The sequence below is a fragment of the Streptomyces sp. NPDC029159 genome (genome assembly GCF_055564055.1).
Window position 1 is genome coordinate 19,498 of the sequence record NZ_JBVHWT010000025.1, and the last position, 24,888, is coordinate 44,385.

The following is a 24,888-nucleotide window of genomic DNA, read 5'->3' on the forward strand; positions in this document are numbered from 1 at the left end:
AACGAGGCAACATCGCCGTGACGACCATCACTCCCCACGGAACACCCGAGCCGGCGCACCGCTCGCGCACAAAACCCTCACTTCGCCTCGGAGCCGCCGCGCCCGGTACGCTCACCGCCGTGTCACATGCTGAACAGTCCCCCAACGCCCAGAAGGACGCCTCCGGAACGTACCCGGGAGCGCCCCGCCCCGAGGTGGTCCGTCCCACCCCTCTGGCGGTCCTCGCCGAGCAGCTGGGCACCACCGCTTCCGACGCGGCAGACGTCCAGGTCACCGGCATCACCCACGACTCCCGGGCGGTACGCCCCGGTGATGTCTACGCGGCACTGCCCGGGGCCCGTCTGCACGGCGCAGACTTCGTCGCCCAGGCCGCCGACCTCGGCGCCGCGGCGATCCTGACCGACCCGACGGGCGAGAAGCGCGCCGCCGGAACGGGCCTGCCGGTCCTGGTCACCGAGGACCCGCGCGCCCGGATGGGTGGCCTGGCCGTCTCCATCTACGGCGCGCCGGGCGAGGACCTCCTCCAGATCGGCATCACGGGGACCTCCGGGAAGACCACGACGGCGTACCTGATGGAGGGGGGCCTCAAGGCAGCGGCCGCCGCCGAGGGCGCGCTGACCGGGCTGATCGGCACCGTCGAGACCCGTATCGGCGACGAGCGCATCAAGTCCGAGCGCACCACCCCCGAGGCCACCGACCTCCAGGCGCTCTTCGCCGTCATGCGCGAGCGGGGCGTCCGCTCCGTCGCCATGGAGGTCTCCAGCCATGCGCTGGTCCTCGGCCGGGTCGACGGCTGCGTCTTCGACGTCGCCGTCTTCAACAACCTCAGCCCGGAGCACATGGAGTTCCACTCCGGCATGGAGGACTACTTCCAGGCCAAGGCCCGGCTCTTCACCCGGGCCCGCAGCCGCGCCGGTGTCGTCAACCTCGACGACGAGTACGGCAAGCGCCTGGCCCGCGGCCTCTCCGAGGTCCCGGTGACCACCTTCTCCGCCGAGGGCCACCCGGACGCCGACTGGCGCGCCTCCGACGTCGAGATCGGCGCGCTCGGCTCGACCTTCACCGTGCACGGCCCGAACGGCGAGAAGGTGCGGGCCGCCTCGCCGCTCGCCGGCCCCTTCAACGTCGCCAACGCGCTCGCCGCGATCACCGCCCTGGTCGTCGCCGGGATCGACCCGCAGACCGCCGCCGACGGCGTCGCGGCCGTCCCCGGCGTCCCCGGCCGGCTGGAGCGCGTCGACGCCGGTCAGCCGTACCTCGCCGTCGTCGACTACGCGCACAAGACCGACGCCGTCGAATCGGTTCTGCGGGCGCTGCGCAAGGTCACCGACGGCAAGCTGCACGCCGTCCTCGGCTGCGGCGGCGACCGTGACCCGCACAAGCGCGTCCCCATGGGCGCCGCGGTGGCCCGCCTCGCCGACACCGCCGTACTGACCTCCGACAACCCGCGCTCCGAGGATCCGCTGGCGATCCTCGCGACCATGCTCGCGGGCGCCGCCGAGGTCCCGATCCACGAGCGCGGCACCGTCCTCGTCGAGGAGGAGCGCGGCGCGGCCATCGCTGCCGCCGTCGCCCGCGCCGAACCGGGCGACACCGTGATCGTCGCCGGCAAGGGCCACGAACAGGGCCAGGACATCGCCGGAGTGGTCCGCCCCTTCGACGACCGTCAGGTGTTGCGCGCGGCCATCGAGACCGCGCAGTCCGAGCAACAGCCGAACCACCAGGGATGACACACCGCCATGCGCGCACAACCTTTCCGCTGGTACCTTCCGCCGCTCGCCGGGGGTGACCTGTGATCTCCCTGACCCTCGCCGAGATCGCGAGCATCACCGGCGGGCAGCCGCACGACATACCGGACCTGGAGCTCCAGGTCACCGGCCCGGTCGTGCAGGACTCCCGGCAGGTACGCCCCGGCAGCCTCTTCGTGGCCTTCGCGGGTGAACGGGCCGACGGTCACGACTTCGCCGCCGGTGCGGTCGCCGCCGGTGCGACGGCCGTGCTCGCCGCCCGCCCGGTCGGCGTCCCGGCGATCGTCGTCGACGACGTCACCGCCGCGCTCGGCGCGCTGGCCCGCGCCGTCGTCGGCCGGCTGGGCACCAACGTCGTCGCCCTCACCGGCTCCGCCGGCAAGACCAGCACCAAGGACCTGATCGCCCAGCTGCTGCGGCGCAACGGCCCGACGGTCTGGCCGGAGGGCAACCTCAACAACGAGATCGGCCTGCCGCTCACCGCGCTCCGCGCCGACGAGAGCACCCGCCACCTCGTCCTGGAGATGGGCGCGCGCGGTGTCGGCCACATCCGCTACCTCGCGGCGCTCACCCCGCCGCGGATCGGTGTGGTCCTCAACGTCGGCAGCGCGCACATCGGCGAGTTCGGCGGCCGCGAGCAGATTGCGCTGGCAAAGGGCGAACTGGTCGAGGCGCTGCCCTCCGCGGCAGCAGAAGAGCCCGAAGGGCTTCCGCAGGAGGGTGGTGGCGGGCGACGGGCGGGCGGCGTCGCGATCCTCAACGCCGACGACTCCTACGTCCGCGCGATGGTGCACCGCACCAAGGCCCGTACGGTCCTCTTCGGCGAGGCGCCGGAGGCCGACATCCGTGCCGAGAACGTCCGGCTGACCGCGCTCGGACAGCCCGCCTTCACGCTCCACACACCCTCCGGGTGCAGCGAGGTGACCATGCGGCTGTACGGTGAGCACCACGTGTCGAACGCGCTCGCCGCGGCCGCCGTCGCCCACGAGTCGGGCATGTCCGTGGACGAGATCGCCACCGCGCTCTCCGAAGCCGGCACGCTCTCCCGCTGGCGGATGGAGGTCACCGAGCGCGCGGACGGCGTGACGGTCGTCAACGACGCCTACAACGCGAACCCCGAGTCCATGCGAGCGGCGCTGCGAGCGCTGGTCGCGATGGGCGAAGCCGGCAAGGCGCGGGGCGGGCGCACGTGGGCGGTGCTCGGAGAGATGGCCGAGCTGGGCGAGGACGCCCTCGCCGAACACGACGCGGTCGGACGCCTGGCCGTCCGACTCAACGTCAGCAAGCTCGTGGCGGTCGGTGGCAGGGAAGCCGCCTGGCTGCAAATGGGCGCTTACAACGAGGGTTCGTGGGGTGAGGAGTCGGTGCACGTGTCCGACGCGCGGGCGGCGGTCGACCTGTTGCGCAGCGAGCTGCGTCCGGGGGACGTCGTGCTGGTGAAGGCGTCCAGGTCGGTGGGGCTCGAACGGGTCGCGGCGGCATTGCTGGACGAGGGCGTACAGGGCGCCGAGAGCGGGTCCGCGACCCGATGAACTCCATGAAGCAGATCCTCTTCTCCGGAATGATCGGGCTCTTCCTGACCCTGATCGGTACCCCGCTGCTGATCAAGCTGCTGGCCAAGAAGGGCTACGGGCAGTTCATCCGCGATGACGGCCCCCGTACCCACGGCAGCAAGAAGGGCACGCCCACCATGGGCGGTATCTCCTTCATCCTGGCCACGATCATCGCGTACGCCCTGACGAAGGTGATCACCTCCAGCGACCCGACCTTCTCCGGTGTGCTGGTCCTCTTCCTCTTCGCGGGCATGGGCCTGGTCGGCTTCCTCGACGACTACATCAAGATCGTCAAGCAGCGGTCGCTGGGGCTGCGGGCCAAGGCGAAGATGGCCGGTCAGCTGATCGTCGGTATCGCCTTCGCGGTGCTCTCGCTGCAATTCGCCGACCTGCGCGGCGCGACCCCGGCCTCCGACCGGCTCTCCTTCACCCAGGACTTCGGCTGGCAGATCGGCCCGGTGCTCTTCGTCATCTGGGCCCTGTTCATGATCCTGGCGATGTCCAACGGCGTGAACCTCACCGACGGCCTCGACGGTCTGGCCACCGGCGCCTCGGTGATGGTCTTCGGCGCGTACACCTTCATCGGCATCTGGCAGCACCAGGAGTCCTGCGCCAACGCGATCACCGCGGGCCCCGGCTGCTACGAGGTGCGCGATCCGCTCGACCTCGCGGTCGTCGCCTCCGCCCTGATGGGTGCCTGCTTCGGCTTCCTGTGGTGGAACACCTCGCCCGCCAAGATCTTCATGGGGGACACCGGTTCGCTGGCGCTCGGCGGCGCGCTCGCCGGTCTCGCGATCTGCTCCCGCACCGAGCTGCTGCTGGCGGTCCTGGGCGGTCTCTTCGTCCTCATCACGATGTCCGTGGTCATCCAGGTCGGCTCGTTCCGCCTGACCGGCAAGCGGGTCTTCCGGATGGCGCCACTCCAGCACCACTTCGAACTCAAGGGGTGGTCCGAAGTCCTTGTCGTGGTCCGCTTCTGGATCATCCAGGGCATGTGCGTGATCGTCGGTCTGGGCCTCTTCTACGGCGGTTGGCAGGCCGCCAAGTGACCGCCGAATTCGCAGGCGCGTACATCACCGTCGCCGGTCTGGGCGTGAGCGGCAGCAGTGCCGCCCGCGCCCTGGCCGGCCGCGGCGCCCATGTCACGGTCGTCGACGGCGGCGACGGCGAGCGGCAGCGGGCCGCCGCCGCGGAGCTTGAGGAGTGGGCGGCCCGGGAGGCCGCCGGCGGGTCGGTGACCGTCCGCCTCGGCGACGGCGCCACCCTCCCCGAGGGCACCGGCCTCGTCGTCACCTCGCCCGGCTGGAAGCCGGACAGCCCGCTGTTCACCGCGGCCGCCGCGGCCGGGGTGGACGTCGTCGGCGATGTCGAGATCGCCTGGCGGCTGCGCGGCCCGGACGCCGCCGACTGGCTGGCGGTCACCGGCACCAACGGCAAGACCACCACCGTGCGGATGCTCGCCGCGATCCTGGAGGCCGAGGGCCTGCGCGCCACGGTCGCCGGCAACATCGGCACCCCGATCATCGACCTGGTCCTCGCCCAGGACACCGAGCGCTACGACGTCCTCGCCGTGGAGCTCTCCAGCTACCAGCTGCACTGGGCCCCGTCCGTACGGGCCCACTCCGGGGCGGTCCTCAACCTCGCCCCCGACCACCTCGACTGGCACGGCTCCATGGAGGCGTACGCCGCCGACAAGGGCCGGATCTTCGAGGGCAACACCGTCGCCTGCGTCTACAACGTGGCCGACAAGGCGACCGAGGACCTGGTCCGCGAGGCCGACGTCGAGGAGGGCTGCCGGGCGATCGGCTTCACCCTCGGCACCCCCGGCCCCTCGCAGCTCGGCGTCGTCGACGGCATCCTCGTCGACCGCGCCTTCGTCGAGAACCGCCAGAAGCAGGCCCAGGAACTGGCCGAGGTCGCGGATGTCACGCCGCCGGCCCCGCACAACATCGCCAACGCCCTCGCGGCGGCGGCGCTGGCCCGGGCGTACGGTGTGCGGCCCGCGGCGGTCCGCGAGGGGCTGCGGGCGTTCCACCCGGACGCCCACCGCATCCAGCACGTCGCGGATGTCGCCGGTGTGGCGTACATCGACGATTCCAAGGCGACCAACACCCACGCGGCCGAGGCGTCGTTGGCCGCGTATGAACCCATCGTCTGGATCGCCGGGGGGCTCGCCAAGGGAGCCACCTTCGACGAGCTGGTGCGCGGGGCCGCGGGGAGGCTGCGCGGAGCGGTGCTGATCGGCGCCGACCGTGCGCTGATCAGCGAAGCTCTGGCGCGACACGCCCCCGATGTCCCGGTGGTCGACCTCGACCGGACCGACACTGGGGCGATGTCCGCGGCGGTCCGCGAGGCGGCCGCCCTCGCCGAGCCCGGCGACACGGTGCTCCTGGCCCCGGCCTGCGCCTCGATGGACATGTTCACGAACTACAACAAGCGCGGCGACGCCTTCGCCGACGCGGTGCGCGACCTGAGCGCATCTGGCCGGTAGCCGCTCGTCCCGCTCCCGTCGGGGATCTGCGGCCCGCACTGTGGAGGGGACGAGATGACGGCCCGATCGGCGAAGGCGGCGCCACCGCGTCCGCGGCGCACCGTGAGTGCGCCGCGGACCCCGCGGAAGCCGCGCGGCGGCCGCCCGACCGGCAGCGCCCCGCGACGGTTGCACACCCGTCTCCGGCGGGCGTGGGACCGTCCGCTGACGGCGTACTACCTGATCCTCGGCGGCAGCATGCTGCTGATCGTCCTCGGTCTGGTGATGGTCTACTCGGCCTCGCAGATCAAGGCGCTGCAGTCCGGTCTCGCACCGAGCTTCTTCTTCCGCAAACAGCTGATGGCCGCGGTCATCGGCGGGGTGCTCCTCCTCCTCGCCGCCCGGCTGCCGGTGCGGCTGCACCGGGCGTTCGCCTATCCGCTGCTGGCCGTCTCGGTGTTCGCGATGTGCCTGGTGCAGGTGCCGGGGATCGGGGTCGCGGTCAACGGCAACCAGAACTGGATCAACCTCGGCGGCGCCTTCCAGATGCAGCCGAGCGAGTTCGGGAAGCTGGCGCTCGTCCTGTGGGGCGCCGATCTGCTCGCCCGTAAGCAGGAGAAGAAGCTGCTGGCGCAGTGGAAGCATCTGCTGGTGCCGCTGATCCCGGTGGCCTTCCTGCTGCTCGGGCTGATCATGCTCGGCGGCGACATGGGTACCGCGATCATTCTCACGGCGATCCTCTTCGGACTGCTGTGGCTGGCGGGCGCCCCGACCCGGCTGTTCGCCGGGGTGCTGGGCGTCGCGGCGGTCATCGGCGCCCTGCTGATCAAGACCAGCGCCAACCGGATGTCCCGTCTCGCCTGCCTCGGCGCGACCGATCCGGGGCCCAGTGACCAGTGCTGGCAGGCGGTGCACGGCATCTACGCGCTGGCCTCCGGCGGACTCTTCGGTTCCGGGCTCGGCGCGAGTATGGAAAAATGGGGTGAACTCCCTGAACCGCACACCGACTTCATCTTCGCCATCACCGGGGAGGAACTGGGACTGGCGGGGACGCTGTCGGTACTCGCCCTGTTCGCGGCTCTAGGCTATGCGGGTATCCGCGTGGCCGGACGCACGGAGGACCCCTTCGTGAGGTACGCCGCGGGAGGTGTGACCACCTGGATCATGGCCCAGACCATGGTCAACATCGGTGCGGTGCTCGGCCTGTTGCCGATCGCCGGCGTCCCGCTCCCGCTGTTCTCCTACGGAGGCTCCGCCCTGCTGCCGTCGATGTTCGCCGTCGGGCTGCTGATCGCCTTCGCGCGTGACGAGCCCGCGGCACGGGCGGCACTGGCCGCACAGGCCACGCGGCGACCGGGTTCCGGAAGGAAATCGGTCGGGGTGAGATGGAAGACGATGAGACGGCGCGTCACGAGGCGACCGTCCGGAGAGCGGTGAATTTCGGTGCATGTCGTACTCGCCGGTGGGGGGACCGCCGGCCACATCGAGCCCGCGCTCGCCCTCGCGGACGCACTGCGGAGGCAGGACCCGACCGTGGGGATCACGGCACTCGGCACGGAACGCGGTCTGGAGACCCGGCTCGTCCCGGAGCGCGGCTACGAACTGGGACTGATCCCGGCCGTGCCGCTGCCCCGTAAGCCCACCCCCGAACTCATCACCGTCCCCGGGCGGCTGCGCGGCACCATCAAGGCGGCCGAGCAGATCCTGGAACGGACGAAGGCGGACTGCGTCGTCGGCTTCGGCGGCTATGTCGCGCTGCCCGGCTACCTCGCCGCCAAGCGTCTGGGCGTGCCGATCGTCGTCCACGAGGCCAACGCCCGCCCCGGTCTGGCCAACAAGATCGGCTCCCGGTACGCCAAGTACGTCGCGGTCTCCACCCCGGAGAGCAAGCTGCGCGGTGCCCGCTACGTCGGCATCCCGCTGCGCCGCACCATCGCCACCCTCGACCGGGCGGCGGTCCGCCCCGAGGCGCGCGCGGCGTTCGGGCTCGACCCCAACCTCCCGACGCTGCTGGTCTCCGGCGGTTCCCAGGGCGCGCGCCGCCTCAACGAGGTCATCCAGGCCGCGGTCCCGGCGCTCCAGCGCTCCGGTATCCAGGTCCTGCACGCGGTCGGCCCGAAGAACGAACTGCCGCATGTCGACAACATGCCGGGCATGCCCCCCTATGTCCCGGTACCGTACGTGGACCGGATGGACCTCGCCTACGCCGCGGCCGACATGATGCTCTGCCGCGCGGGTGCGATGACCGTCGCCGAACTCTCCGCCGTCGGGCTCCCCGCCGCCTACGTCCCGCTGCCGATCGGCAACGGCGAACAGCGGCTCAACGCCCAGCCGGTGGTCAACGCCGGCGGCGGACTCCTCGTCGACGACGCCCAGCTGACCCCGGAGTGGGTGCAGTCCACGGTCCTGCCGGTCCTCGCCGACCCGCACCGGCTGTTCGAGATGTCCCGCGCGGCCGCCGAGTTCGGCCGCCGGGACGCCGATGAACTCCTCGTCGGCATGGTGTACGAGGCGATTGCCCAGCGGAACAGCTAGACGACGAAAGGCAGGGGGAGCGTGGCCGGACCGACCGCCACCCGCAGTGGCAGAAAGGGGGCGCCGGCATCCGGCCGGGCCCCCGCCGAACCGGCCCGCGCCGGACGGCGCTTGTGGCCACGCCTCCCCTTCCGCTTCCGCCGTCCCGGACGCCGCGGTCTGATCATCACTTCGATCCTGGTGCTCCTCCTCGGCGGCTTCGGCATCTGGGCCCTCTACGGCTCGGACTGGCTGCGGGTGACGGGCGTCAAGACGTCCGGCACCCGGGTGCTGACCTCCCGCGAGGTCGTCGAGGCGGCCGAGGTTCCGCTGCACACCCCCCTCGCATCGGTCGGCACCGACGCCATCGCCGCCCGGCTGCGCCACCGGCTGCCCCGGATCAAGTCCGTGGACGTGGTCCGTTCCTGGCCGCACACGATCGCCCTGAAGGTGACCGAGAGGGAGCCGGAACTGGTCATGCCGGAGGGCGGCAAGTACGTCGAAGTCGACGCCGAAGGTGTCCGTTTCGCGACCGTGCCCGCGCCGCCCAAGGGCGTTCCCGCACTTCAGCTGGTGGCGGACAAGGCCCCGAGCCTGGACCGTTTCGGCCCCGCACGGCTGCGCCGGGCCGCGGTCGAGGTGGCGTCAGATCTTCCCAAAAGCATTCACAATCAGGTCAAAACCCTGCGCGTGACGTCGTACGATGCGATCACGCTCGAACTGACGGGGAAGCGCACGGTGGTGTGGGGGAGCGGTGAACACGGTCACCGGAAGGCAGCGGTACTGACCGCTCTTCTCAAAGCCGCGCGTGACGCACACCACTTCGATGTGTCCGTTCCCAGTGCGCCTGCGGTGTCCGGGAGTTGACGGCCGTTCTCGCAGGCCAGCACCCTGGATGGCTATCACCGCGGGTGATCACATAGGGTGAAAAGAAAAACGGGAGGTTCGGCGTGTTCGTTGAACGTGCGCCACTTGTCGACTTAGTGTCTCGTTCCAAAGGGACTTTGCTTCCAAGGAACACGGATACAAGTAACCCTAAACTTCAACGTTAGGGTTCGGGTCGGCGAAACGGACCGTCCCATCGGCATCAGTCGGCGTCCACAAGGAATGTGAGGCGGCGACACGTAACTCGAGGCGAGAGGCCTTCGACGTGGCAGCACCGCAGAACTACCTCGCAGTCATCAAGGTCGTCGGCATCGGCGGCGGTGGCGTGAACGCCATCAACCGGATGATCGAGGTCGGGCTCAAGGGCGTCGAGTTCATCGCGATCAACACCGATGCGCAGGCGTTGCTGATGAGCGACGCCGACGTCAAGCTCGACGTCGGCCGCGAAATGACTCGCGGACTCGGCGCCGGCGCCAACCCGGACGTCGGCCGCAAGGCGGCCGAGGACCACCGCGAGGAGATCGAGGAGGTCCTCAAGGGGGCCGACATGGTCTTCGTGACCGCGGGCGAGGGCGGCGGCACCGGCACCGGCGGCGCCCCGGTCGTCGCCAACATCGCCCGTTCGCTGGGCGCCCTGACGATCGGTGTGGTCACCCGGCCGTTCACCTTCGAGGGCCGTCGGCGGGCCAACCAGGCCGAGGACGGCATCGCCAGCCTCCGTGAAGAGGTCGACACCCTCATCGTCATCCCCAACGACCGCCTGCTGTCCATCTCGGACCGCCAGGTGAGCGTGTTGGACGCGTTCAAGTCGGCCGACCAGGTGCTGCTCTCCGGTGTCCAGGGCATCACCGACCTGATCACCACGCCCGGCCTGATCAACCTCGACTTCGCCGACGTCAAGTCCGTGATGTCGGAGGCCGGTTCGGCGCTCATGGGCATCGGCTCGGCGCGCGGCGACGACCGCGCGGTGGCCGCCGCGGAGATGGCGATCTCCTCGCCGCTCCTGGAGGCGTCCATCGACGGCGCCCGCGGCGTGCTGCTCTCCATCTCCGGTGGCTCGGACCTCGGTCTCTTCGAGATCAACGAGGCCGCGCAGCTGGTCAGCGAGGCGGCCCACCCCGAGGCGAACATCATCTTCGGCGCGGTCATCGACGACGCGCTCGGCGACGAGGTGCGCGTCACCGTCATCGCCGCGGGCTTCGACGGCGGTCAGCCGCCGGCCCGCCGCGACACGGTCATCGGCTCCTCCTCGACCAAGCGCGAGGAGCCGGCCCCGGCCCCGAGCCGTCCGGTCACCCCGCCCGAGCCGCGTTCGTCGTCCTTCGGCGGCCTCGGCGCGGTCCCGGCGCGGGACGAGGAGCCGGCTCCGGCCGAGCCGTCCTCGTTCAGTGACGTCCTGTCGTCGCAGCCCACCACCCCGCAGGTGCCCCCGGCCCGCCCGTACTCGGACACCGCGGCCGAGGAGCTGGACGTCCCGGACTTCCTGAAGTAGCCGAAGCACAGCAGTGATAGGGCACCAGCGGTACGCGAGCGGCGCGCACTTCGCCTTCACCGACAGGTGGGGCGGGGTGAGCGCCGTTCCGTACGATCAGCTCAATCTCGGCGGCGCGGTCGGCGACGACCCCGCGGCCGTCCACGAGAACCGCGCCCGCGCGGCCCGGGAGCTGGGCCTCGCCCCGGACTCCGTCGTCTGGATGAACCAGGTGCACGGCAAGGACGTCGCCGTGGTCGACGGACCGTGGCGTGACGGCGACGTCCCGTGCGTGGACGCGGTGGTGACCACCCGTCGGGGCCTGGCCCTCGCGGTGCTCACCGCCGACTGCACCCCCGTACTCCTCGCCGACCCGGTCGCCGGGGTCGTGGGCGCCGCACACGCGGGACGGCCCGGGATGGTGGCCGGTGTGGTGCCCGAAACGGTCCGCGCCATGACCGGACTGGGCGCCCGCCCCGACCGGATCGTCGCCCACACCGGACCGTCCGTGTGCGGCCGCTGCTACGAAGTGCCCGCCGCGATGCGGGACGAGGTCGCGGCCGTGGTGCCCGAGGCATGGGCCACCACCTCGTGGGGCACTCCGGCGGTGGACGTCACCGCGGGCGTCGCGGCCCAACTCGCCGCCGCCGGCGTACCGGCCCGTGAAGATTCCCACATCTGCACCATGGAATCGGCGGACCACTTCTCCTATCGGCGCGACCGCACCACCGGGCGGCTCGCGAGCTACGTATGGCTGGACGGCGCGTTGTGACGGACCGGAAGACGGAACTTGCCGCCAATCTGGCGCGGGTCGAGGAGCGCATCACCGCCGCCTGCGACGCCGCCGGGCGCCGGCGGGACGAGGTCACGCTGATCGTGGTCACCAAGACCTACCCGGCGAGCGATGTACGGCTCCTCGCCGAGCTGGGTGTGCGTCAGGTGGCGGAGAATCGCGATCAGGACGCGGCACCCAAAGCCGCCGAATGTGCCGATCTGCCACTGACTTGGCATTTTGTTGGTCAATTGCAGACCAACAAGGTCCGATCGGTCGCCGGGTACGCCGGGCTCGTCCAGTCCGTCGACCGCGCCCGTCTGGTCACCGCGCTCTCGAGGGAAGCGGTGCGCGCGGAGCGGGAGATGGGGTGCCTGATCCAGGTGGCGCTCGACGCCGAGGCGGGGGAGCGGGGCGACCGTGGCGGGGTGGCGCCGGACGGCGTCGCGGCGCTGGCCGCGGCGGTCGACGGCGCCCAAGGGCTGCGCCTGGACGGTGTGATGACGGTCGCACCGCTGGCGGGGCCGTACGCCGGGCGCCAACGGGCCGCTTTCGAGCGGCTCATGGAAATCTCAACCGACCTGCGCGCCGCTTATCCTGCTGCCACCATGGTGTCGGCAGGCATGAGCGCGGACTTGGAGGACGCCGTGGCGGCCGGAGCGACACATGTGCGCGTCGGCACTGCGGTACTCGGAGTCCGTCCACGCCTCGGGTAACGTCGCCAAGCAAGTCGGACCACAGCACAAAATATGGTCATTCCCGTAAGAAATGGGACAGGCCCAGTGGATCCAGGGCGCCCGGTGACGGAGCCGATCCACCACAGAGCGGAGGACGCAGAGAATGGCCGGCGCGATGCGCAAGATGGCGGTCTACCTCGGCCTCGTGGAGGACGATGGGTACGACGGCCGGGGGTTCGACCCCGATGACGAATTCGAGCCCGAGCTCGACCCGGAGCCCGACCGCGGACGGCGGCAACAGCAGCAAGTGCAGCCGGAGACACGCCCGGAGCGGGAGGAGCCGGTCAGATCCGTTCAGCCGCCCGCGCAGCGTGAGCCCACTCCGCTGCCCGTGGAAAACGGACGACCCGCCCGAATCGCCCCCGTGGCATCCATCACACCCGACCGTCCGAATCTGGAGAAGAACGCACCGGTGATCATGCCCAAAGTTGTGTCCGAGCGGGAGCCTTACCGCATCACCACACTGCACCCCCGGACCTACAACGAAGCCCGTACCATCGGGGAACACTTCCGTGAGGGCACTCCGGTGATCATGAATCTCACGGAGATGGACGACACCGACGCGAAGCGACTTGTCGACTTTGCCGCCGGGCTAGTCTTCGGTCTGCACGGCAGCATCGAGCGCGTGACGCAGAAGGTGTTCCTGTTGTCGCCTGCTAACGTCGATGTCACGGCGGAGGACAAGGCCCGTATCGCAGAGGGTGGGTTCTTCAACCAGAGCTGAGACGCAACACCGGGCACACCGAGGCCGCGAGGCCGACACGAGGGATCAGGGGAGAGGGACGCGCGAAGATGAGTGTCTTTGGGCAGGTGATCTACATCGCGCTGTACTGCTTCCTGATCGTGTTGATCTTCCGGCTGGTGATGGACTACGTGTTCCAGTTCGCCCGTTCATGGCAACCCGGCAAGGCAATGGTCGTCATTCTCGAAGCCGCTTACACCATCACTGATCCGCCACTCAAGCTTCTGCGGCGGGTCATCCCGCCGCTGCGTCTCGGGGGCGTGGCGCTTGACCTGTCCTTCTTCGTATTGATGATCATCGTATACATCCTGATCACCGTCGTGAGGTCGGTGTTGTTGGTGTGAACGATACGGTCTTGCCGATTGCCGACGACTACGTTGAGGTGAAGTAGAGATGCCGTTGACCCCCGAGGACGTGCGGAACAAGCAGTTCACAACCGTCCGCCTCCGAGAAGGCTATGACGAGGACGAGGTCGATGCCTTCCTCGACGAGGTGGAAGCTGAACTGACCCGTCTGCTGCGGGAGAACGAGGATCTGCGCGCGAAGCTGGCCGCCGCCACGCGAGCCGCCGCCCAGAACCAGCAGCAGGGTCTCCGTAAGGGACCCGACCAGCAGCAGGAGCAGCAGCAGCGCGGAGGGGCACCGGTGCCCGCCGCCATATCGGGTCCGCAGCCGGTGCAGCCGCAGCAGCCGGGGATGGGTGGCCCTCCCCAGCTTCCCGGTGGCGCACCCCAGCTGCCCGCAGGTCCCGGTGGACACGGCCCGCAGTCCGGTCCGCACGGCCCCGGCCCGATGGGCCCCGGCGGTCCGATGGGTGGCGGCCCGATGGGCGGCCCCGGCGGTCCGCAGCAGCAGCTGCCCCAGGGTGGGCAGCAGCAGGGCGGTCCCGGCGGTGACAGCGCGGCACGCGTGCTGTCGCTGGCGCAGCAGACCGCTGACCAGGCGATCGCGGAGGCCCGTTCCGAGGCCAACAAGATTGTCGGCGAGGCGCGTTCGCGCGCCGAGGGCCTGGAGCGGGACGCCCGTGCCAAGGCCGACGCGCTGGAGCGGGACGCGCAGGAGAAGCACCGCGTCGCGATGGGCTCGCTGGAGTCCGCCCGCGCCACGCTGGAGCGCAAGGTCGAGGACCTGCGCGGCTTCGAGCGCGAGTACCGCACCCGCCTGAAGTCGTACCTGGAGAGCCAGCTGCGTCAGCTGGAGAACCAGGCGGACGACTCGCTGGCCCCGCCGCGGACCCCGGCGACCGCGTCGCTGCCGCCGTCGCCCTCGATGGCGTCGGCCGGTGCGGGCTCCATGGGCGGTGGCAACCACACCATGGGTGGCGGTCAGTCGATGGGCAGCCACAGCGGCGGCTCCGGCAACGGCCCGTCCTACGGCGGCCAGCAGCAGATGGCGCCCGCGATGACGCAGCCGATGGCTCCGGTCCGGCCGCAGAGCCCGCAGCCGATGGGGCAGGCGCCGTCGCCGATGCGCGGCTTCCTCATCGACGAGGACGACAACTGACGTAGACCGGCGCGCCGCGTCGCACTACACGTTCGGCAATCAGGGCCGGGCCCCGAGGGAGATGTTCCCCCGGGGCCCGGCCCTTTTGCGTGGCCCTGAAGCCCCCTGAACACCGCTCGGCCGAGGCGCCGTCAGCCGGTGGCTGTCTGCCGTCCCCCGTTCGTGCGGCGCTCTTTCGGGGGGCGGTGGCCCGGGGTGGCGCGGCGACGCCGGGCGGGAAATCGCACCGGTCACGGGCTCGCCGGGCCGGAAATCGCACCGGCGGGTCCAGCCCTGCCGGACGGGAAATGCGCCGGGCCCCCGGCACACGCGCGGTGTGCCGGGGGCCCGGTGGCGTACGGCGGGCGGTGCCGCCGGAGGGTTACGCCTTGCGGAGGCGGAAGGAGAGGCCCAGGGGCTCGTCCGTGAACAGCTCGCCGTAGGTGGCGGCGTCGTCGGCCGCTTCCTGCTCGGCGGTGAAGGCGGTGGCCAGCACCTCGTCGGCGATCAGGGTGGCGTGCTCGGCCAGGGCCGTGCGCAGCTCCTCGTCGGCGGACTCCCAGCGCAGGGCGATCCGGTCGGAGACGTCCAGACCGCTGTTCTTGCGCGCCTCCTGGATGAGCCGGATCGCGTCACGGGCCAGACCGGCGCGGCGCAGCTCCGGGGTGATCTCCAGATCCAGGGCGACGGTCGCACCGGCGTCGGACGCCACCGACCAGCCCTCGCGCGGGGTCTCGGTGATGATCACCTCGTCCGGGGTGAGGGTGACGGTCTCGCCGTCGACCTCGACCGTGGCCTCACCGTCGCGCAGCGCCAGCGAGAGCGCCGCGGCGTCGGCGGCGGCGACGGCCTTGGCGACCGCCTGGACGCCCTTGCCGAACCGCTTGCCCAGCGCGCGGAAGTTGGCCTTGGCGGAGGTGTCGACCAGCGAACCGCCCATGTCGGAGAGGGCGGCGAGCGAGGTGACGTTCAGCTCCTCGGCGATCTGCGCGCGCAGGTCGTCGGAGAGAGCGGCGAAGCCGTGCGCCGCGACCAGTGCGCGGGACAGCGGCTGACGCGTCTTCACCCCGGACTCGGCGCGGGTGGCCCGGCCCAGCTCGACCAGCCGGCGCACCAGCTGCATCTGCGTGGACAGCTCCGGGTCGATCAGCCCCGGGTCGGCCAGCGGCCACGACGCCAGGTGCACGGAGTCCGGCGCCTGCGGGGTGACCGGCACGACGAGGTCCTGCCAGACCCGCTCGGTGATGAACGGCGTCACCGGCGCCATCAGCCGCGTCACCGTCTCGACCACCTCGTGCAGGGTGCGCAGCGCGGCCGGGTCGCCCTGCCAGAAGCGGCGGCGGGAGCGGCGCACGTACCAGTTGGAGAGGTCGTCGACGAAGGACGACAGCAGCTTGCCGGCGCGCTGGGTGTCGTACGCCTCCAGCGCCTCGGTGACGCCCTCGACGAGGGTGTTCAGCTCGCCGAGCAGCCAGCGGTCGAGCAGCGGGCGCTCGGCCGGGGCCGGGTCGGCGGCGGAGGGCGCCCAGTTCGAGGTGCGGGCGTAGAGCGCCTGGAAGGCGACGGTGTTCCAGTACGTCAGCAGGGTCTTGCGGACGACTTCCTGGATGGTGGTGTGGCCCACCCGGCGGGCGGACCAGGGCGAGCCGCCGGCCGCCATGAACCAGCGGACCGCGTCGGCGCCGTGCTGGTCCATCAGCGGGATCGGCTGGAGGATGTTGCCCAGGTGCTTGGACATCTTCCGGCCGTCCTCGGCGAGGATGTGGCCCAGGCAGACGACGTTCTCGTACGACGACTTGTCGAAGACGAGGGTGCCGACGGCCATCAGCGTGTAGAACCAGCCGCGGGTCTGGTCGATGGCCTCGGAGATGAACTGCGCCGGGTACCGCTTCTCGAAGAGCTCCTTGTTGCGGTACGGGTAGCCCCACTGCGCGAACGGCATCGAGCCCGAGTCGTACCAGGCGTCGATGACCTCGGGGACGCGGGTGGCGGTCAGCGTGCAGCCCTCGTGGGTGCAGCCGAAGGTGACGGCGTCGATGAACGGGCGGTGCGGGTCCAGGCCCGACTGGTCGGCGCCGGTCAGCTCGGTCAGCTCGGCGAGCGAGCCGACGCAGGTGAGGTGGCCCTCCTCGCAGCGCCAGATGGGCAGCGGGGTGCCCCAGTAGCGGTTGCGGCTCAGCGCCCAGTCGATGTTGTTCTGCAGCCAGTCGCCGAACCGGCCGTGCTTGACGGAGTCCGGGAACCAGTTGGTGTTCTCGTTCTCGCGGAGCAGGGCGTCCTTGACGGCGGTGGTGCGGATGTACCAGGAGGGCTGCGCGTAGTAGAGCAGCGCGGTGTGGCAGCGCCAGCAGTGCGGGTAGCTGTGCTCGTAGGCGAGGTGACGGAAGAGCAGGCCGCGGGCGTCGAGGTCGGCGACGAGCGCCTCGTCGGCCTTCTTGAAGAACTCGCCGCCGACGAGCGGCAGCTCCTCGGCGAAGGTGCCGTCGGGGCGGACCGGGTTCACCACCGGCAGGCCGTAGCTCTTGCAGACCTTGAGGTCGTCCTCACCGAAGGCGGGGGCCTGGTGGACGAGGCCGGTGCCGTCCTCGGTGGTGACGTACTCGGCGTTGACGACGAAGTTGGCGCCTTCGAGATCGACGAGGTCGAACGGGCGCTGGTAGGCCCAGCGCTCCATCTCGCGGCCGGTGAACGACTGGCCGGTGGCGGTCCAGCCCTCGCCGAGCGCCTTCTCCAGCAGCGGCTCGGCGACGACCAGCTTCTCCGAGCCGTCGGTGGCGACGACGTAGGTGACGTCCGGGTGGGCGGCGACCGCGGTGTTGGAGACCAGCGTCCAGGGCGTGGTCGTCCAGATCAGGAGTGCGGCCTCGCCGGCGAGCGGGCCGGAGGTCAGCGGCAGCCGGACGTAGACGGACGGGTCGACGACCGTTTCGTAGCCCTGCGCCAGCTCGTGGTCGGACAGGCCGGTGCCGCAGCGGGGGCACCAGGGGGCGACGCGGTGGTCCTCGACCAGCAGGCCCTTGGAGAAGATCTCCTTCAGCGACCACCACACCGACTCGATGTAGTCGGGGTCCATGGTGCGGTACGGGGCGTCGAGGTCGGTCCAGTACCCCATGCGGGTCGTCAGCTCGGCGAAGGCGTCGGTGTGCCGGGTCACCGACTCACGGCACTTGGCGTTGAACTCGGCGATGCCGTACGCCTCGATGTCCTTCTTGCCGTTGAAGCCCAGCTCCTTCTCGACCGCCAGCTCGACGGGGAGGCCGTGGCAGTCCCAGCCGGCCTTGCGGTCGACGTGGTAGCCCTGCATCGTGCGGAAGCGGGGGAAGACGTCTTTGAAGACGCGGGCCTCGATGTGGTGGGCGCCGGGCATGCCGTTGGCGGTCGGCGGGCCCTCGTAGAAGACCCATTCGGGCCGGCCCTCGGACTGCTGGAGGGTGCGGGCGAAGACCTTCTGTTCCTGCCAGAAATCGAGCACGGCGTGCTCAAGGGCGGGTAGGTCGACCTGCGCGGGCACCTGGCGGTACTGCGGCTGCTCACTCATCGGGTTCCTCCGGCGGACACCTGCTGCGTTCTCCGTCCGGAGGGACGAGAGCGCTGCTCCCGCGGTACCACCCTCCTTGGCGGTGGCCCTGCCACCGCCCCCTCATTGGGGTCGCGCTGCCGGTTCTACTCACCCACGGCACTGCGCGGGCTTTCTTCCGGCGGCTCCGGGGTGATCTTCACGTCGCGCACGCCTCCGGGCTCCCACCGTCCCCGGATCGCTGCTGGCTGCCTACGACGCTACTCGTCCCATCGACGCCTGTCGCTGCGCCCAGTGTACGGGGCGACCGGAACGGTGACCGACCGGATTTCCGGTGGCCCCGGCCGCGGGGGCCACCCGAACGCGGCCGGGGCGGGCGGGCGGCCGGGCCCCTTGGCGCACCGGGCGGCGGCGGGGTGGGAGCGGGGCGGAGCGGGGGTACGGGCGGTGCGTCCCATTGCCGCGGCTCGTGTGGCGATTTATCGTTCCCGTCACGATTCGCGAACTAAATCACATATGTGAAGGGGTCGCGGCCATGGTGGCGAAGAAGTCCGCCGCGAAGAAGAGCACGGCACCCGCCGAGGAGCCCGGTACGGCACGTACCGCCGCTCCCCAGGAGGCCGGTGCGCCCGTTTCGGGCACCCCGGAGAAGCAGGCCCCGGCCAAGAAGGCCGCGGCGAGGAAGAGCACGGCGAAGAAGACCGCGGCGAAGAAGGCCCCCGCCAAGAAGGCGGTGGCCAAGAAGACCGCGGTCGCGAAGGCCCCTGCCCGGAAGGCGGCGGCCGGTAAGAGCACGGCGCGGAAGACGGCCGCGGCCAAGGCCCCGGCGAAGAAGGCGACCGCCGCGAAGGCGACGGCGAAAAAGACGGGAGCCAAGACGGTGGTGGCGAAGAAGACCGCGGCCGCGGCGCACGGCACGGAACCGGCGGTACCCACGGCACTCGTGGCCGCCCCCGACGACCTGGCCGTCCGGCCGGGCGAGGAGCCCTGGACACCGGAGGAGGTCGACGAGGCGCGGACCGGGCTGCTGGGCGAGGCGGTGCGGCTGCGGGCCGAGATCGCCGCCTCCGAGGACGCCATCGCGGGGCTGATGCGCGACTCCGGGGACGGTGCGGGCGACGACGAGGCGGACACCGGCACCAAGAACATCACCCGCGAGCACGAGCTGGCGCTGGCCTCCAACGCCCGCGAGATGCTGCTCCAGACCGAACGCGCGCTGGGCCGCCTGGACGCGGGCACGTACGGCCTCTGCGAGAACTGCGGCAACCCGATCGGCAAGGCCCGGATGCAGGCGTTCCCCCGGGCCACCCTCTGTGTGGAGTGCAAGCAGAAACAGGAGCGGCGGGGCTGACGGGGCGCGGGCCGGGCGGCCCCGGCGCCGTCCCTCGCGGTGCGCGAGCGGGGCCGGGGCCCTTGCCCGTACCGGCCGCCCGGCCCCCGTCCGTCCCGTCCCGCGCAGGGCTGTCGCCCGATGCCCCCGGCCCCGGCGCCGGTCCAGGTGTGTGTCGTACCCTCGTTCCTCAGCCAGGCGTGGCCTGGCGGGGACGCTACGGGCTGAGGGACGCACACAGTGGCAGAGGCGGAACGCATCACCGGTACACCGGAATCCGGATCGGGTTCCGGGACGGAGTCCGACGCGGGTTCGGAGGGGGGACGTCCGGCGGAGCCGGAGCAGGCCGAGAGCCGCGGCAAGCGGCGCATCCCGGCCCTGCTGCTGGTCGCGCTCGTCGCCTACCTGCTGGACCTGGGCAGCAAGCTGCTGGTGGTCGCGAAGCTGGAGCACCATGCGCCGGTCGAGGTCATCGGGACGCTGCTGCAGCTCACGGTGATCCGTAACCGCGGGGCGGCGTTCAGCATGGGGGAGGCGCTGACGATCTTCCTCACCATCATCGCGGTGGCGGTGATCGTGGTGATCTTCCGGATCGCGCGCAAGCTCTACAGCCTGCCCTGGGCCATCGCGCTGGGCCTGCTGCTCGGCGGCGCCTTCGGCAACCTCACCGACCGGCTCTTCCGCTCGCCGGGCGTCTTCGAGGGTGCGGTGGTCGACTTCATCGCCCCGGCGCACTTCGCGGTCTTCAACCTCGCCGACTCCGCGATCGTCTGCGGCGGCATCCTGATCGTGATCCTCTCCTTCCGCGGCCTGGACCCGGACGGCACGGTCCACAAGGACTGAACCCCCTGCGGAAGGGGCCTCGGCGCCCGCCCCCGGCCGCCGGGCGGGCCACCCCGGTCGGACTGCCATACTCGTGGGGTGAGCACGCTTCCCGATATCCGCACCCTGCCCGTACCGGACGGCCTGGAGGGCGAGCGCGTCGACGCCGCGCTGGCCCGCATGTTCGGCTTCTCCCGTACGAAGGCCGCCGAGCTGGCGGCCGCCGGCAAGGTCCGGGTCGACGGCTCCGAGGTGATGAAGTCCGAGCGGGTGCACGGCGGCGCCTGGCTGGAGGTCGAGATGCCGCAGGCGGCGGCGCCGGCCGAGATCGTCGCCGAGCCCGTCGAGGGCATGGAGATCGTCCATGACGACGACGACATCGTGGTGATCGTCAAGCCCGTCGGCGTCGCCGCGCACCCGAGCCCCGGCTGGACCGGCACCACCGTCATCGGCGGGCTGGCCGCCGCCGGCTACCGCATCTCCACCTCCGGCGCCGCCGAGCGCCAGGGCATCGTGCACCGCCTGGACGTCGGCACCTCCGGCCTGATGGTCGTCGCCAAGTCCGAGCGCGCCTACACCCTGCTCAAGCAGCAGTTCCGGGAGCGGACGGTCGACAAGCGCTACCACGCGCTGGTGCAGGGCCACCCGGACCCGATGAGCGGCACCATCGACGCCCCCATCGGCCGTCACCCGCAGCACGACTACAAGTGGGCGGTGACCGCCGAGGGCAAGCCGTCGGTCACCCACTACGACCTCATCGAGGCGTACCGCGCCGCCAGCCTCCTCGACATCAAGCTGGAGACCGGCCGCACCCACCAGATCCGGGTGCACATGTCCGCCCACCGCCACCCCTGCGTCGGCGACCTGACGTACGGCGCGGACCCGACGATGGCCAAGCGGCTGGGGCTGACCCGGCAGTGGCTGCACGCGATGCGGCTCGGGTTCGAGCACCCCTCGGACGGCCGCCGGGTCGAATTCGAGAGCGCCTATCCCGAGGATCTCCAGCGGGCGCTGGACACCGTGCGGGACGAGAGTTCCTGACGGTCCGACGGGTGCCGGGCCCGGTCAGCGGTGGAATGTGATCATCCGCTTTCTGTCCGGGCATGGCAGGCTTGGGGCGAAAAGTGATTGATCCCGACCCCGGAGCGTAACCCCGTGGACCAGCTCGCCCTGCTGTTCGTGCTTCTCCTGGGGGCGGTGGTCACGGTCCCCCTCGGTGACCGGCTGGGCCTGCCCTCGCCGGTGCTGATGACCCTCGCCGGCGGTGTCCTCGCGCTCCTGCCGTTCGTCCCGAACGTCGACATCCCGCCCGAGTACATCCTTCCGCTGGTGCTCCCGCCGCTGCTCTACGCGGCGGTCCAGCGCACCTCCTGGCGCCAGTTCACGGCGAACATCCGCCCGATCTTCCTGCTCGCCGTCGCGCTGGTCTTCGCCACCACCGCGGCGGTCGCGGCGGTCGCGCAGGCCGTCGTGCCGGGGATGCCGCTGGCCGCCGCCGTGGTGCTCGGCGCGCTCGTCGCCCCGCCCGACCCGGTCGCCGCGACCGCGGTCGCCGGCAAGCTGGGGCTGCCCCGCCGTATGGTCTCCATCCTGGAGGGCGAGGGCCTCTTCAACGACGTCACCGCGATCGTCCTCTACCACGTCGCCCTCGCCGCGGCCGTCAGCGGCACCTTCTCCGCACCGGGCGCCGTCAGCTCCCTGGTGCTCTCCGCCGTCGTCGCCGTCGCCGTCGGCCTGGTCATCGGCTGGGTCGCCAACAAGCTGATGGGCATACTCGGCGACCCGACGCTGCAGATCGGCCTGACGCTGCTGGTCCCGTTCGTCGGCTACGTCGTCGCCGAGGAGTTCCACGGCTCCGGTGTGCTGGCTGTGCTGACCTGCGCACTCTTCCTCGCCGAGTACGCGGTCGACGCCGACGACGTGATGGGCCGGCTGGCCGGCTACACCTTCTGGGAGATCGTCGACACCCTCGTCACCGGTGTCGCCTTCGGGCTGATCGGCCTGGAGCTGCACAACGTCGTCGGCGCCGCCTCCGGTCACTGGACCGAACTGCTGCGGGCCGGTGCCGCCGTCGTCGCCGTGGTGGTCGTCGTCCGGCTGGTGTGGCTGCTTCCCGCGGCCTGGCTGGCCAAGCGGATGCACAAGCGGCGCGACATCGACGAGGACATCCCGATGTCGTGGCGGGAGACGATCATCATGTGGTGGTCGGGTATGCGCGGGGTGGCGTCGGTCGCGCTGGCGCTGGCCATTCCGTACACCGTCGACGACGGCGGGGACTTCCCGGCGCGCGAGGAGATCCTCTTCATCGCCTTCGCGGTGGTCCTCACCACCCTCATCGTGCAGGGCCTCACGCTGCCGTGGCTGGTGCGCAAGCTGCGGGTGAAGGCCGACACGGAGGCCGAGGAGGAGCAGGAGCGGGCGCTGGCGCTCCGCGTCATCAAGGCGTCCAAGCACCGCCTCAAGGAGATCCTGGAGGTCGAGGAGCTGCCCGAGGAGGTCAACGAGCAGCTGGCCCGCCGCGCGTACGACATCGGGGCGCGGATCTCGCCGGACATCGTCGACGACGACCGGCGCGAGCACTTCGAGAAGCGCATCACCCGGATGAAGAAGGTGCAGCGCATCCAGAACGAGATGCTCTCCGCCGCCCGCCACGAGGTGCTCGCCGCCCGCAACGAGCCGGGCGCGGACCCGGAGATCGTCGACCGGGTGCTGCGCCAGCTCGACATGCGCAGCCTGCGCGGTACGCCGGAGGTCCACGACTGATCCCCGCGGGGCCCGGTCCGGGAACGGGCCGGGCCCCGCGCGGTCAGCGCTCCTCGCGGGTGCGCTGGCGGACCGGCGCCGGCGGACGGCCGTCGGGCGCCGCCGTGGTGGTGATCCTCGGCAGTGCGTAGGGGTGCTCGGCCGCCAGCCAGGCGACCAGCCGTTCGCGGACCCGGCAGCGCACCTGCCACAGCGCGTCCGCGTCGCGCGCGGTGACCAGCGCACGGACCACCAGCGTCGACGGCGTCGTGTCCGTCACCAGCAGGCTCCAGGCGCGGCCGTCCCACTCCGGGCACTCCTGGAGGATCTCGTGCAGCTGCTCGCGCATCTTCTCCAGCGGCGCCGAGTGGTCGAGGTGGAGGAAGACCGTGCCGGTCAGCTGGGCGCCGCCGCGCGACCAGTTCTCGAACGGGGTGCCGGTGAAGTACGACACCGGCATGGTGATCCGCCGCTCGTCCCAGGTCCGCACGGTCAGGTACGTCAGGGTGATCTCCTCGACCGTGCCCATCTCACCGTTGACCACGACCGTGTCACCGATGCGCACCATGTCGCCGAAGGCGATCTGCAGCCCGGCGAAGAGATTGCCCAGCGTCGACTGGGCGGCGACACCGGCGACGATGCCCAGCAGTCCGGCCGAGGCCAGGACGGAGGTGCCGACCGCCCGCATCGCCGGGAAGGTCAGCAGCATCGCCGCGGCCGCCACGATGATCACGATCGCGGTGACCACCCGCTGGATCAGCGTGATCTGCGTCCGCACCCGCCGCACCCGCGCCGCGTCGTGCGCATTGGCGGCGTAGCGCGAGTACGACGACTGGACGATGGCCGCCGCGGCGCGCACCGTCAGCCACGCGGAGGCCGCGATCAGCACCAGGGTCAGCGTCCGGCCGATGCCCACGCGGTGGTCGCGCACCAGGTCGAGGCCGGTCGCGTTGTACGACCCGCGCAGCAGCGCCGCGCAGAGCAGCACCTGCAGCGGTATCCGGCAGCGCCGCAGCGCGTTCCACAGCGGGGTCTCCGGGTGGGCGGCGTCGATCCGGCGCAGGACGCGGTCGGCGAGCCAGCCCAGGACGGCCGTGACGACGACCGAACCGCCGATGACGCTCAGCGGGCGCAGGACGTCCTCCAGGGACACGTCGCGATTCCTCCTCGGCTCGGGTGCCCGTCCGCCGTACCCCGGTGGTCGGCGTACGGCATCAGGGCACGGTACGGCACCCGGCGCGGGGCGGCTGTGACGGGGGCCGCGACTCGGCCTGGCAGGATGGGAGGCTGCCGTCCGACGACAGGGAAGTGATGTACGTGCCGCTCACCACCGAGCCCGCCACCAGCGGTTCCTCGACGATTGTGCTGTTCCACTCGGTGTGCGGGCTGCGCCCTGCGGTCCATGCGGCCGCCGACCGGCTGCGGGCCGCGGGCCATGAGGTGATCGTCCCCGATCTGTTCGAGGGACGAACCGCGGACTCGGTGGGTGACGGCATGGAGATCAAGGAGGAGATCGGCAAGGAGACGCTGCTGCGGCGCGCGGTCACGGCGGCGGCGCCGTACTCCGACCGCGGTCTGGTCTACGCCGGTTTCTCCTTCGGCGGCGCGGTGGCGCAGAATCTGGCGCTCGCCGACGAGAAGGCCCGCGGGCTGCTGCTGATGCACGGCACCTCGGACATCGCCGAGGACGCCACCGCCGACGACCTGCCGGTCCAGCTGCACGTCGCGGACCCGGACCCGTTCGAGCCGCATGACTGGCTGACCGCGTGGTACCTCCAGATGCAGCGGGCCGGCGCCGACGTCGAGATTTACCGCTACCCGGGCGCCGGCCACCTCTTCACCGACCCGGACCTGCCCGACCACGACGAGGAGTCGGCGGAGAGCGCCTGGCGGACGGCGCTCGGTTTCCTGGAGACGCTCTGAGGAGAGAGGCCGGAAGACGCGCCCGGGGCGGGCGCGCGGCCTTGGGGGGGGGGGGGGGGGCCCCCCCCCCCCCCCCCCCCGACCCCCCCCCCCCCCCCCCCCTCCCCCCCCCCCCCCATGGGTGCCCACCCGCCCCCTGGGAGGGAACCCAGCCTGTTGTTGTCGCCGTGGCCCACTTTT

At 71.3% G+C, this 24,888-nt stretch carries 20 protein-coding genes; 18 read left to right on the forward strand and 2 right to left on the reverse strand.

Translation table 11 applies throughout. From position 1 onward, the window contains the following. Nucleotides 1-17 precede the first annotated feature (17 nt). The 13 genes from ACZ4U4_RS30170 to ACZ4U4_RS30230 all read left to right on the forward strand — a co-directional run bounded on the left by ACZ4U4_RS30170 (nt 18) and on the right by ACZ4U4_RS30230 (nt 14,395). A complete protein-coding gene (locus ACZ4U4_RS30170) occupies nt 18-1,730 on the forward strand; it encodes a UDP-N-acetylmuramoyl-L-alanyl-D-glutamate--2,6-diaminopimelate ligase (RefSeq protein ID WP_467880905.1) in 1,713 nt (570 codons plus the stop codon). A 62-nt stretch (nt 1,731-1,792) separates the two neighbouring features. Then, the gene (locus ACZ4U4_RS30175) at nt 1,793-3,280 is read left to right on the forward strand and encodes a UDP-N-acetylmuramoyl-tripeptide--D-alanyl-D-alanine ligase (RefSeq protein WP_467880908.1); all 1,488 of its coding nucleotides are present in this window, start codon (nt 1,793-1,795) and stop codon (nt 3,278-3,280) included. Between the two features lie 5 nt (nt 3,281-3,285). Next, on the forward strand, nt 3,286-4,350 hold the full coding sequence (mraY, locus tag ACZ4U4_RS30180; RefSeq protein ID WP_030281734.1) for a phospho-N-acetylmuramoyl-pentapeptide-transferase: 1,065 nt from the start codon (nt 3,286-3,288) through the stop codon (nt 4,348-4,350). Then, nucleotides 4,347-5,792: a UDP-N-acetylmuramoyl-L-alanine--D-glutamate ligase gene (gene murD / locus ACZ4U4_RS30185; protein ID WP_467880912.1), complete on the forward strand. Its 1,446-nt coding sequence runs from the start codon at nt 4,347-4,349 to the stop codon at nt 5,790-5,792. Before mraY ends, murD begins: the two co-directional genes overlap by 4 nt. 54 nt (nt 5,793-5,846) lie before the next feature. Continuing rightward, the gene (gene ftsW / locus ACZ4U4_RS30190; RefSeq protein ID WP_467880915.1) at nt 5,847-7,208 is read left to right on the forward strand and encodes a putative lipid II flippase FtsW; all 1,362 of its coding nucleotides are present in this window, start codon (nt 5,847-5,849) and stop codon (nt 7,206-7,208) included. Between the two features lie 6 nt (nt 7,209-7,214). After that, nucleotides 7,215-8,306, forward strand: a complete 1,092-nt coding sequence (gene murG, locus ACZ4U4_RS30195; RefSeq protein ID WP_467880918.1) for an undecaprenyldiphospho-muramoylpentapeptide beta-N-acetylglucosaminyltransferase — start codon at nt 7,215-7,217, stop codon at nt 8,304-8,306. Between the two features lie 21 nt (nt 8,307-8,327). Continuing rightward, on the forward strand, nt 8,328-9,152 hold the full coding sequence (locus tag ACZ4U4_RS30200; RefSeq protein ID WP_467880919.1) for a cell division protein FtsQ/DivIB: 825 nt from the start codon (nt 8,328-8,330) through the stop codon (nt 9,150-9,152). Nucleotides 9,153-9,435: 283 nt separating this feature from the next. After that, nucleotides 9,436-10,662, forward strand: coding sequence for a cell division protein FtsZ (gene ftsZ / locus ACZ4U4_RS30205; RefSeq protein WP_467880922.1), 1,227 nt, complete (start codon nt 9,436-9,438; stop codon nt 10,660-10,662). Nucleotides 10,663-10,675: 13 nt separating this feature from the next. Further along, nucleotides 10,676-11,413 carry a peptidoglycan editing factor PgeF gene (gene pgeF / locus ACZ4U4_RS30210; RefSeq protein ID WP_467880924.1) on the forward strand — a complete coding sequence of 246 codons (738 nt, stop codon included), beginning with the start codon at nt 10,676-10,678 and terminating at the stop codon, nt 11,411-11,413. Beyond that, nucleotides 11,410-12,129, forward strand: a complete 720-nt coding sequence (locus ACZ4U4_RS30215) for a YggS family pyridoxal phosphate-dependent enzyme (protein WP_467880927.1) — start codon at nt 11,410-11,412, stop codon at nt 12,127-12,129. Before pgeF ends, ACZ4U4_RS30215 begins: the two co-directional genes overlap by 4 nt. Nucleotides 12,130-12,253: 124 nt before the next feature. Continuing rightward, nucleotides 12,254-12,874, forward strand: a complete 621-nt coding sequence (locus ACZ4U4_RS30220) for a cell division protein SepF (protein WP_467880930.1) — start codon at nt 12,254-12,256, stop codon at nt 12,872-12,874. Between the two features lie 68 nt (nt 12,875-12,942). Continuing rightward, a complete protein-coding gene (locus tag ACZ4U4_RS30225) occupies nt 12,943-13,236 on the forward strand; it encodes a YggT family protein (protein ID WP_405741102.1) in 294 nt (97 codons plus the stop codon). Nucleotides 13,237-13,285: 49 nt separating this feature from the next. Continuing rightward, a complete protein-coding gene (locus ACZ4U4_RS30230; protein WP_467880934.1) occupies nt 13,286-14,395 on the forward strand; it encodes a DivIVA domain-containing protein in 1,110 nt (369 codons plus the stop codon). A 361-nt stretch (nt 14,396-14,756) separates the two neighbouring features. Here ACZ4U4_RS30230 and ileS read toward each other — a convergent pair whose 3' ends face one another. After that, a complete protein-coding gene (ileS, locus tag ACZ4U4_RS30235) occupies nt 14,757-17,912 on the reverse strand; it encodes an isoleucine--tRNA ligase (RefSeq protein ID WP_467880937.1) in 3,156 nt (1,051 codons plus the stop codon). Between the two features lie 514 nt (nt 17,913-18,426). Here ileS and ACZ4U4_RS30240 point away from each other — a divergent pair. From ACZ4U4_RS30240 to ACZ4U4_RS30255, 4 genes are all read left to right on the forward strand, one after another. Further along, nucleotides 18,427-19,242: a TraR/DksA family transcriptional regulator gene (locus tag ACZ4U4_RS30240; protein ID WP_467880940.1), complete on the forward strand. Its 816-nt coding sequence runs from the start codon at nt 18,427-18,429 to the stop codon at nt 19,240-19,242. 219 nt (nt 19,243-19,461) lie between these two features. Next, complete coding sequence (gene lspA, locus ACZ4U4_RS30245; RefSeq protein WP_467880943.1) at nt 19,462-20,064, forward strand: signal peptidase II; 603 nt, start codon at nt 19,462-19,464, stop codon at nt 20,062-20,064. A gap of 78 nt (nt 20,065-20,142) precedes the next feature. Continuing rightward, nucleotides 20,143-21,084 carry an RluA family pseudouridine synthase gene (locus ACZ4U4_RS30250; RefSeq protein ID WP_467880946.1) on the forward strand — a complete coding sequence of 314 codons (942 nt, stop codon included), beginning with the start codon at nt 20,143-20,145 and terminating at the stop codon, nt 21,082-21,084. Between the two features lie 114 nt (nt 21,085-21,198). Continuing rightward, nucleotides 21,199-22,806: a Na+/H+ antiporter gene (locus ACZ4U4_RS30255; RefSeq protein WP_467880949.1), complete on the forward strand. Its 1,608-nt coding sequence runs from the start codon at nt 21,199-21,201 to the stop codon at nt 22,804-22,806. A 43-nt stretch (nt 22,807-22,849) separates the two neighbouring features. Here the strand turns inward: ACZ4U4_RS30255 and ACZ4U4_RS30260 are convergent, their stop codons facing one another. Then, a complete protein-coding gene (locus ACZ4U4_RS30260) occupies nt 22,850-23,932 on the reverse strand; it encodes a mechanosensitive ion channel family protein (RefSeq protein WP_467880955.1) in 1,083 nt (360 codons plus the stop codon). 170 nt (nt 23,933-24,102) lie between these two features. Here ACZ4U4_RS30260 and ACZ4U4_RS30265 point away from each other — a divergent pair, with 170 nt between their 5' ends. Beyond that, nucleotides 24,103-24,708, forward strand: a complete 606-nt coding sequence (locus ACZ4U4_RS30265; protein ID WP_467880952.1) for a dienelactone hydrolase family protein — start codon at nt 24,103-24,105, stop codon at nt 24,706-24,708. The last annotated feature ends 180 nt before the right edge of the window (nt 24,709-24,888 follow it).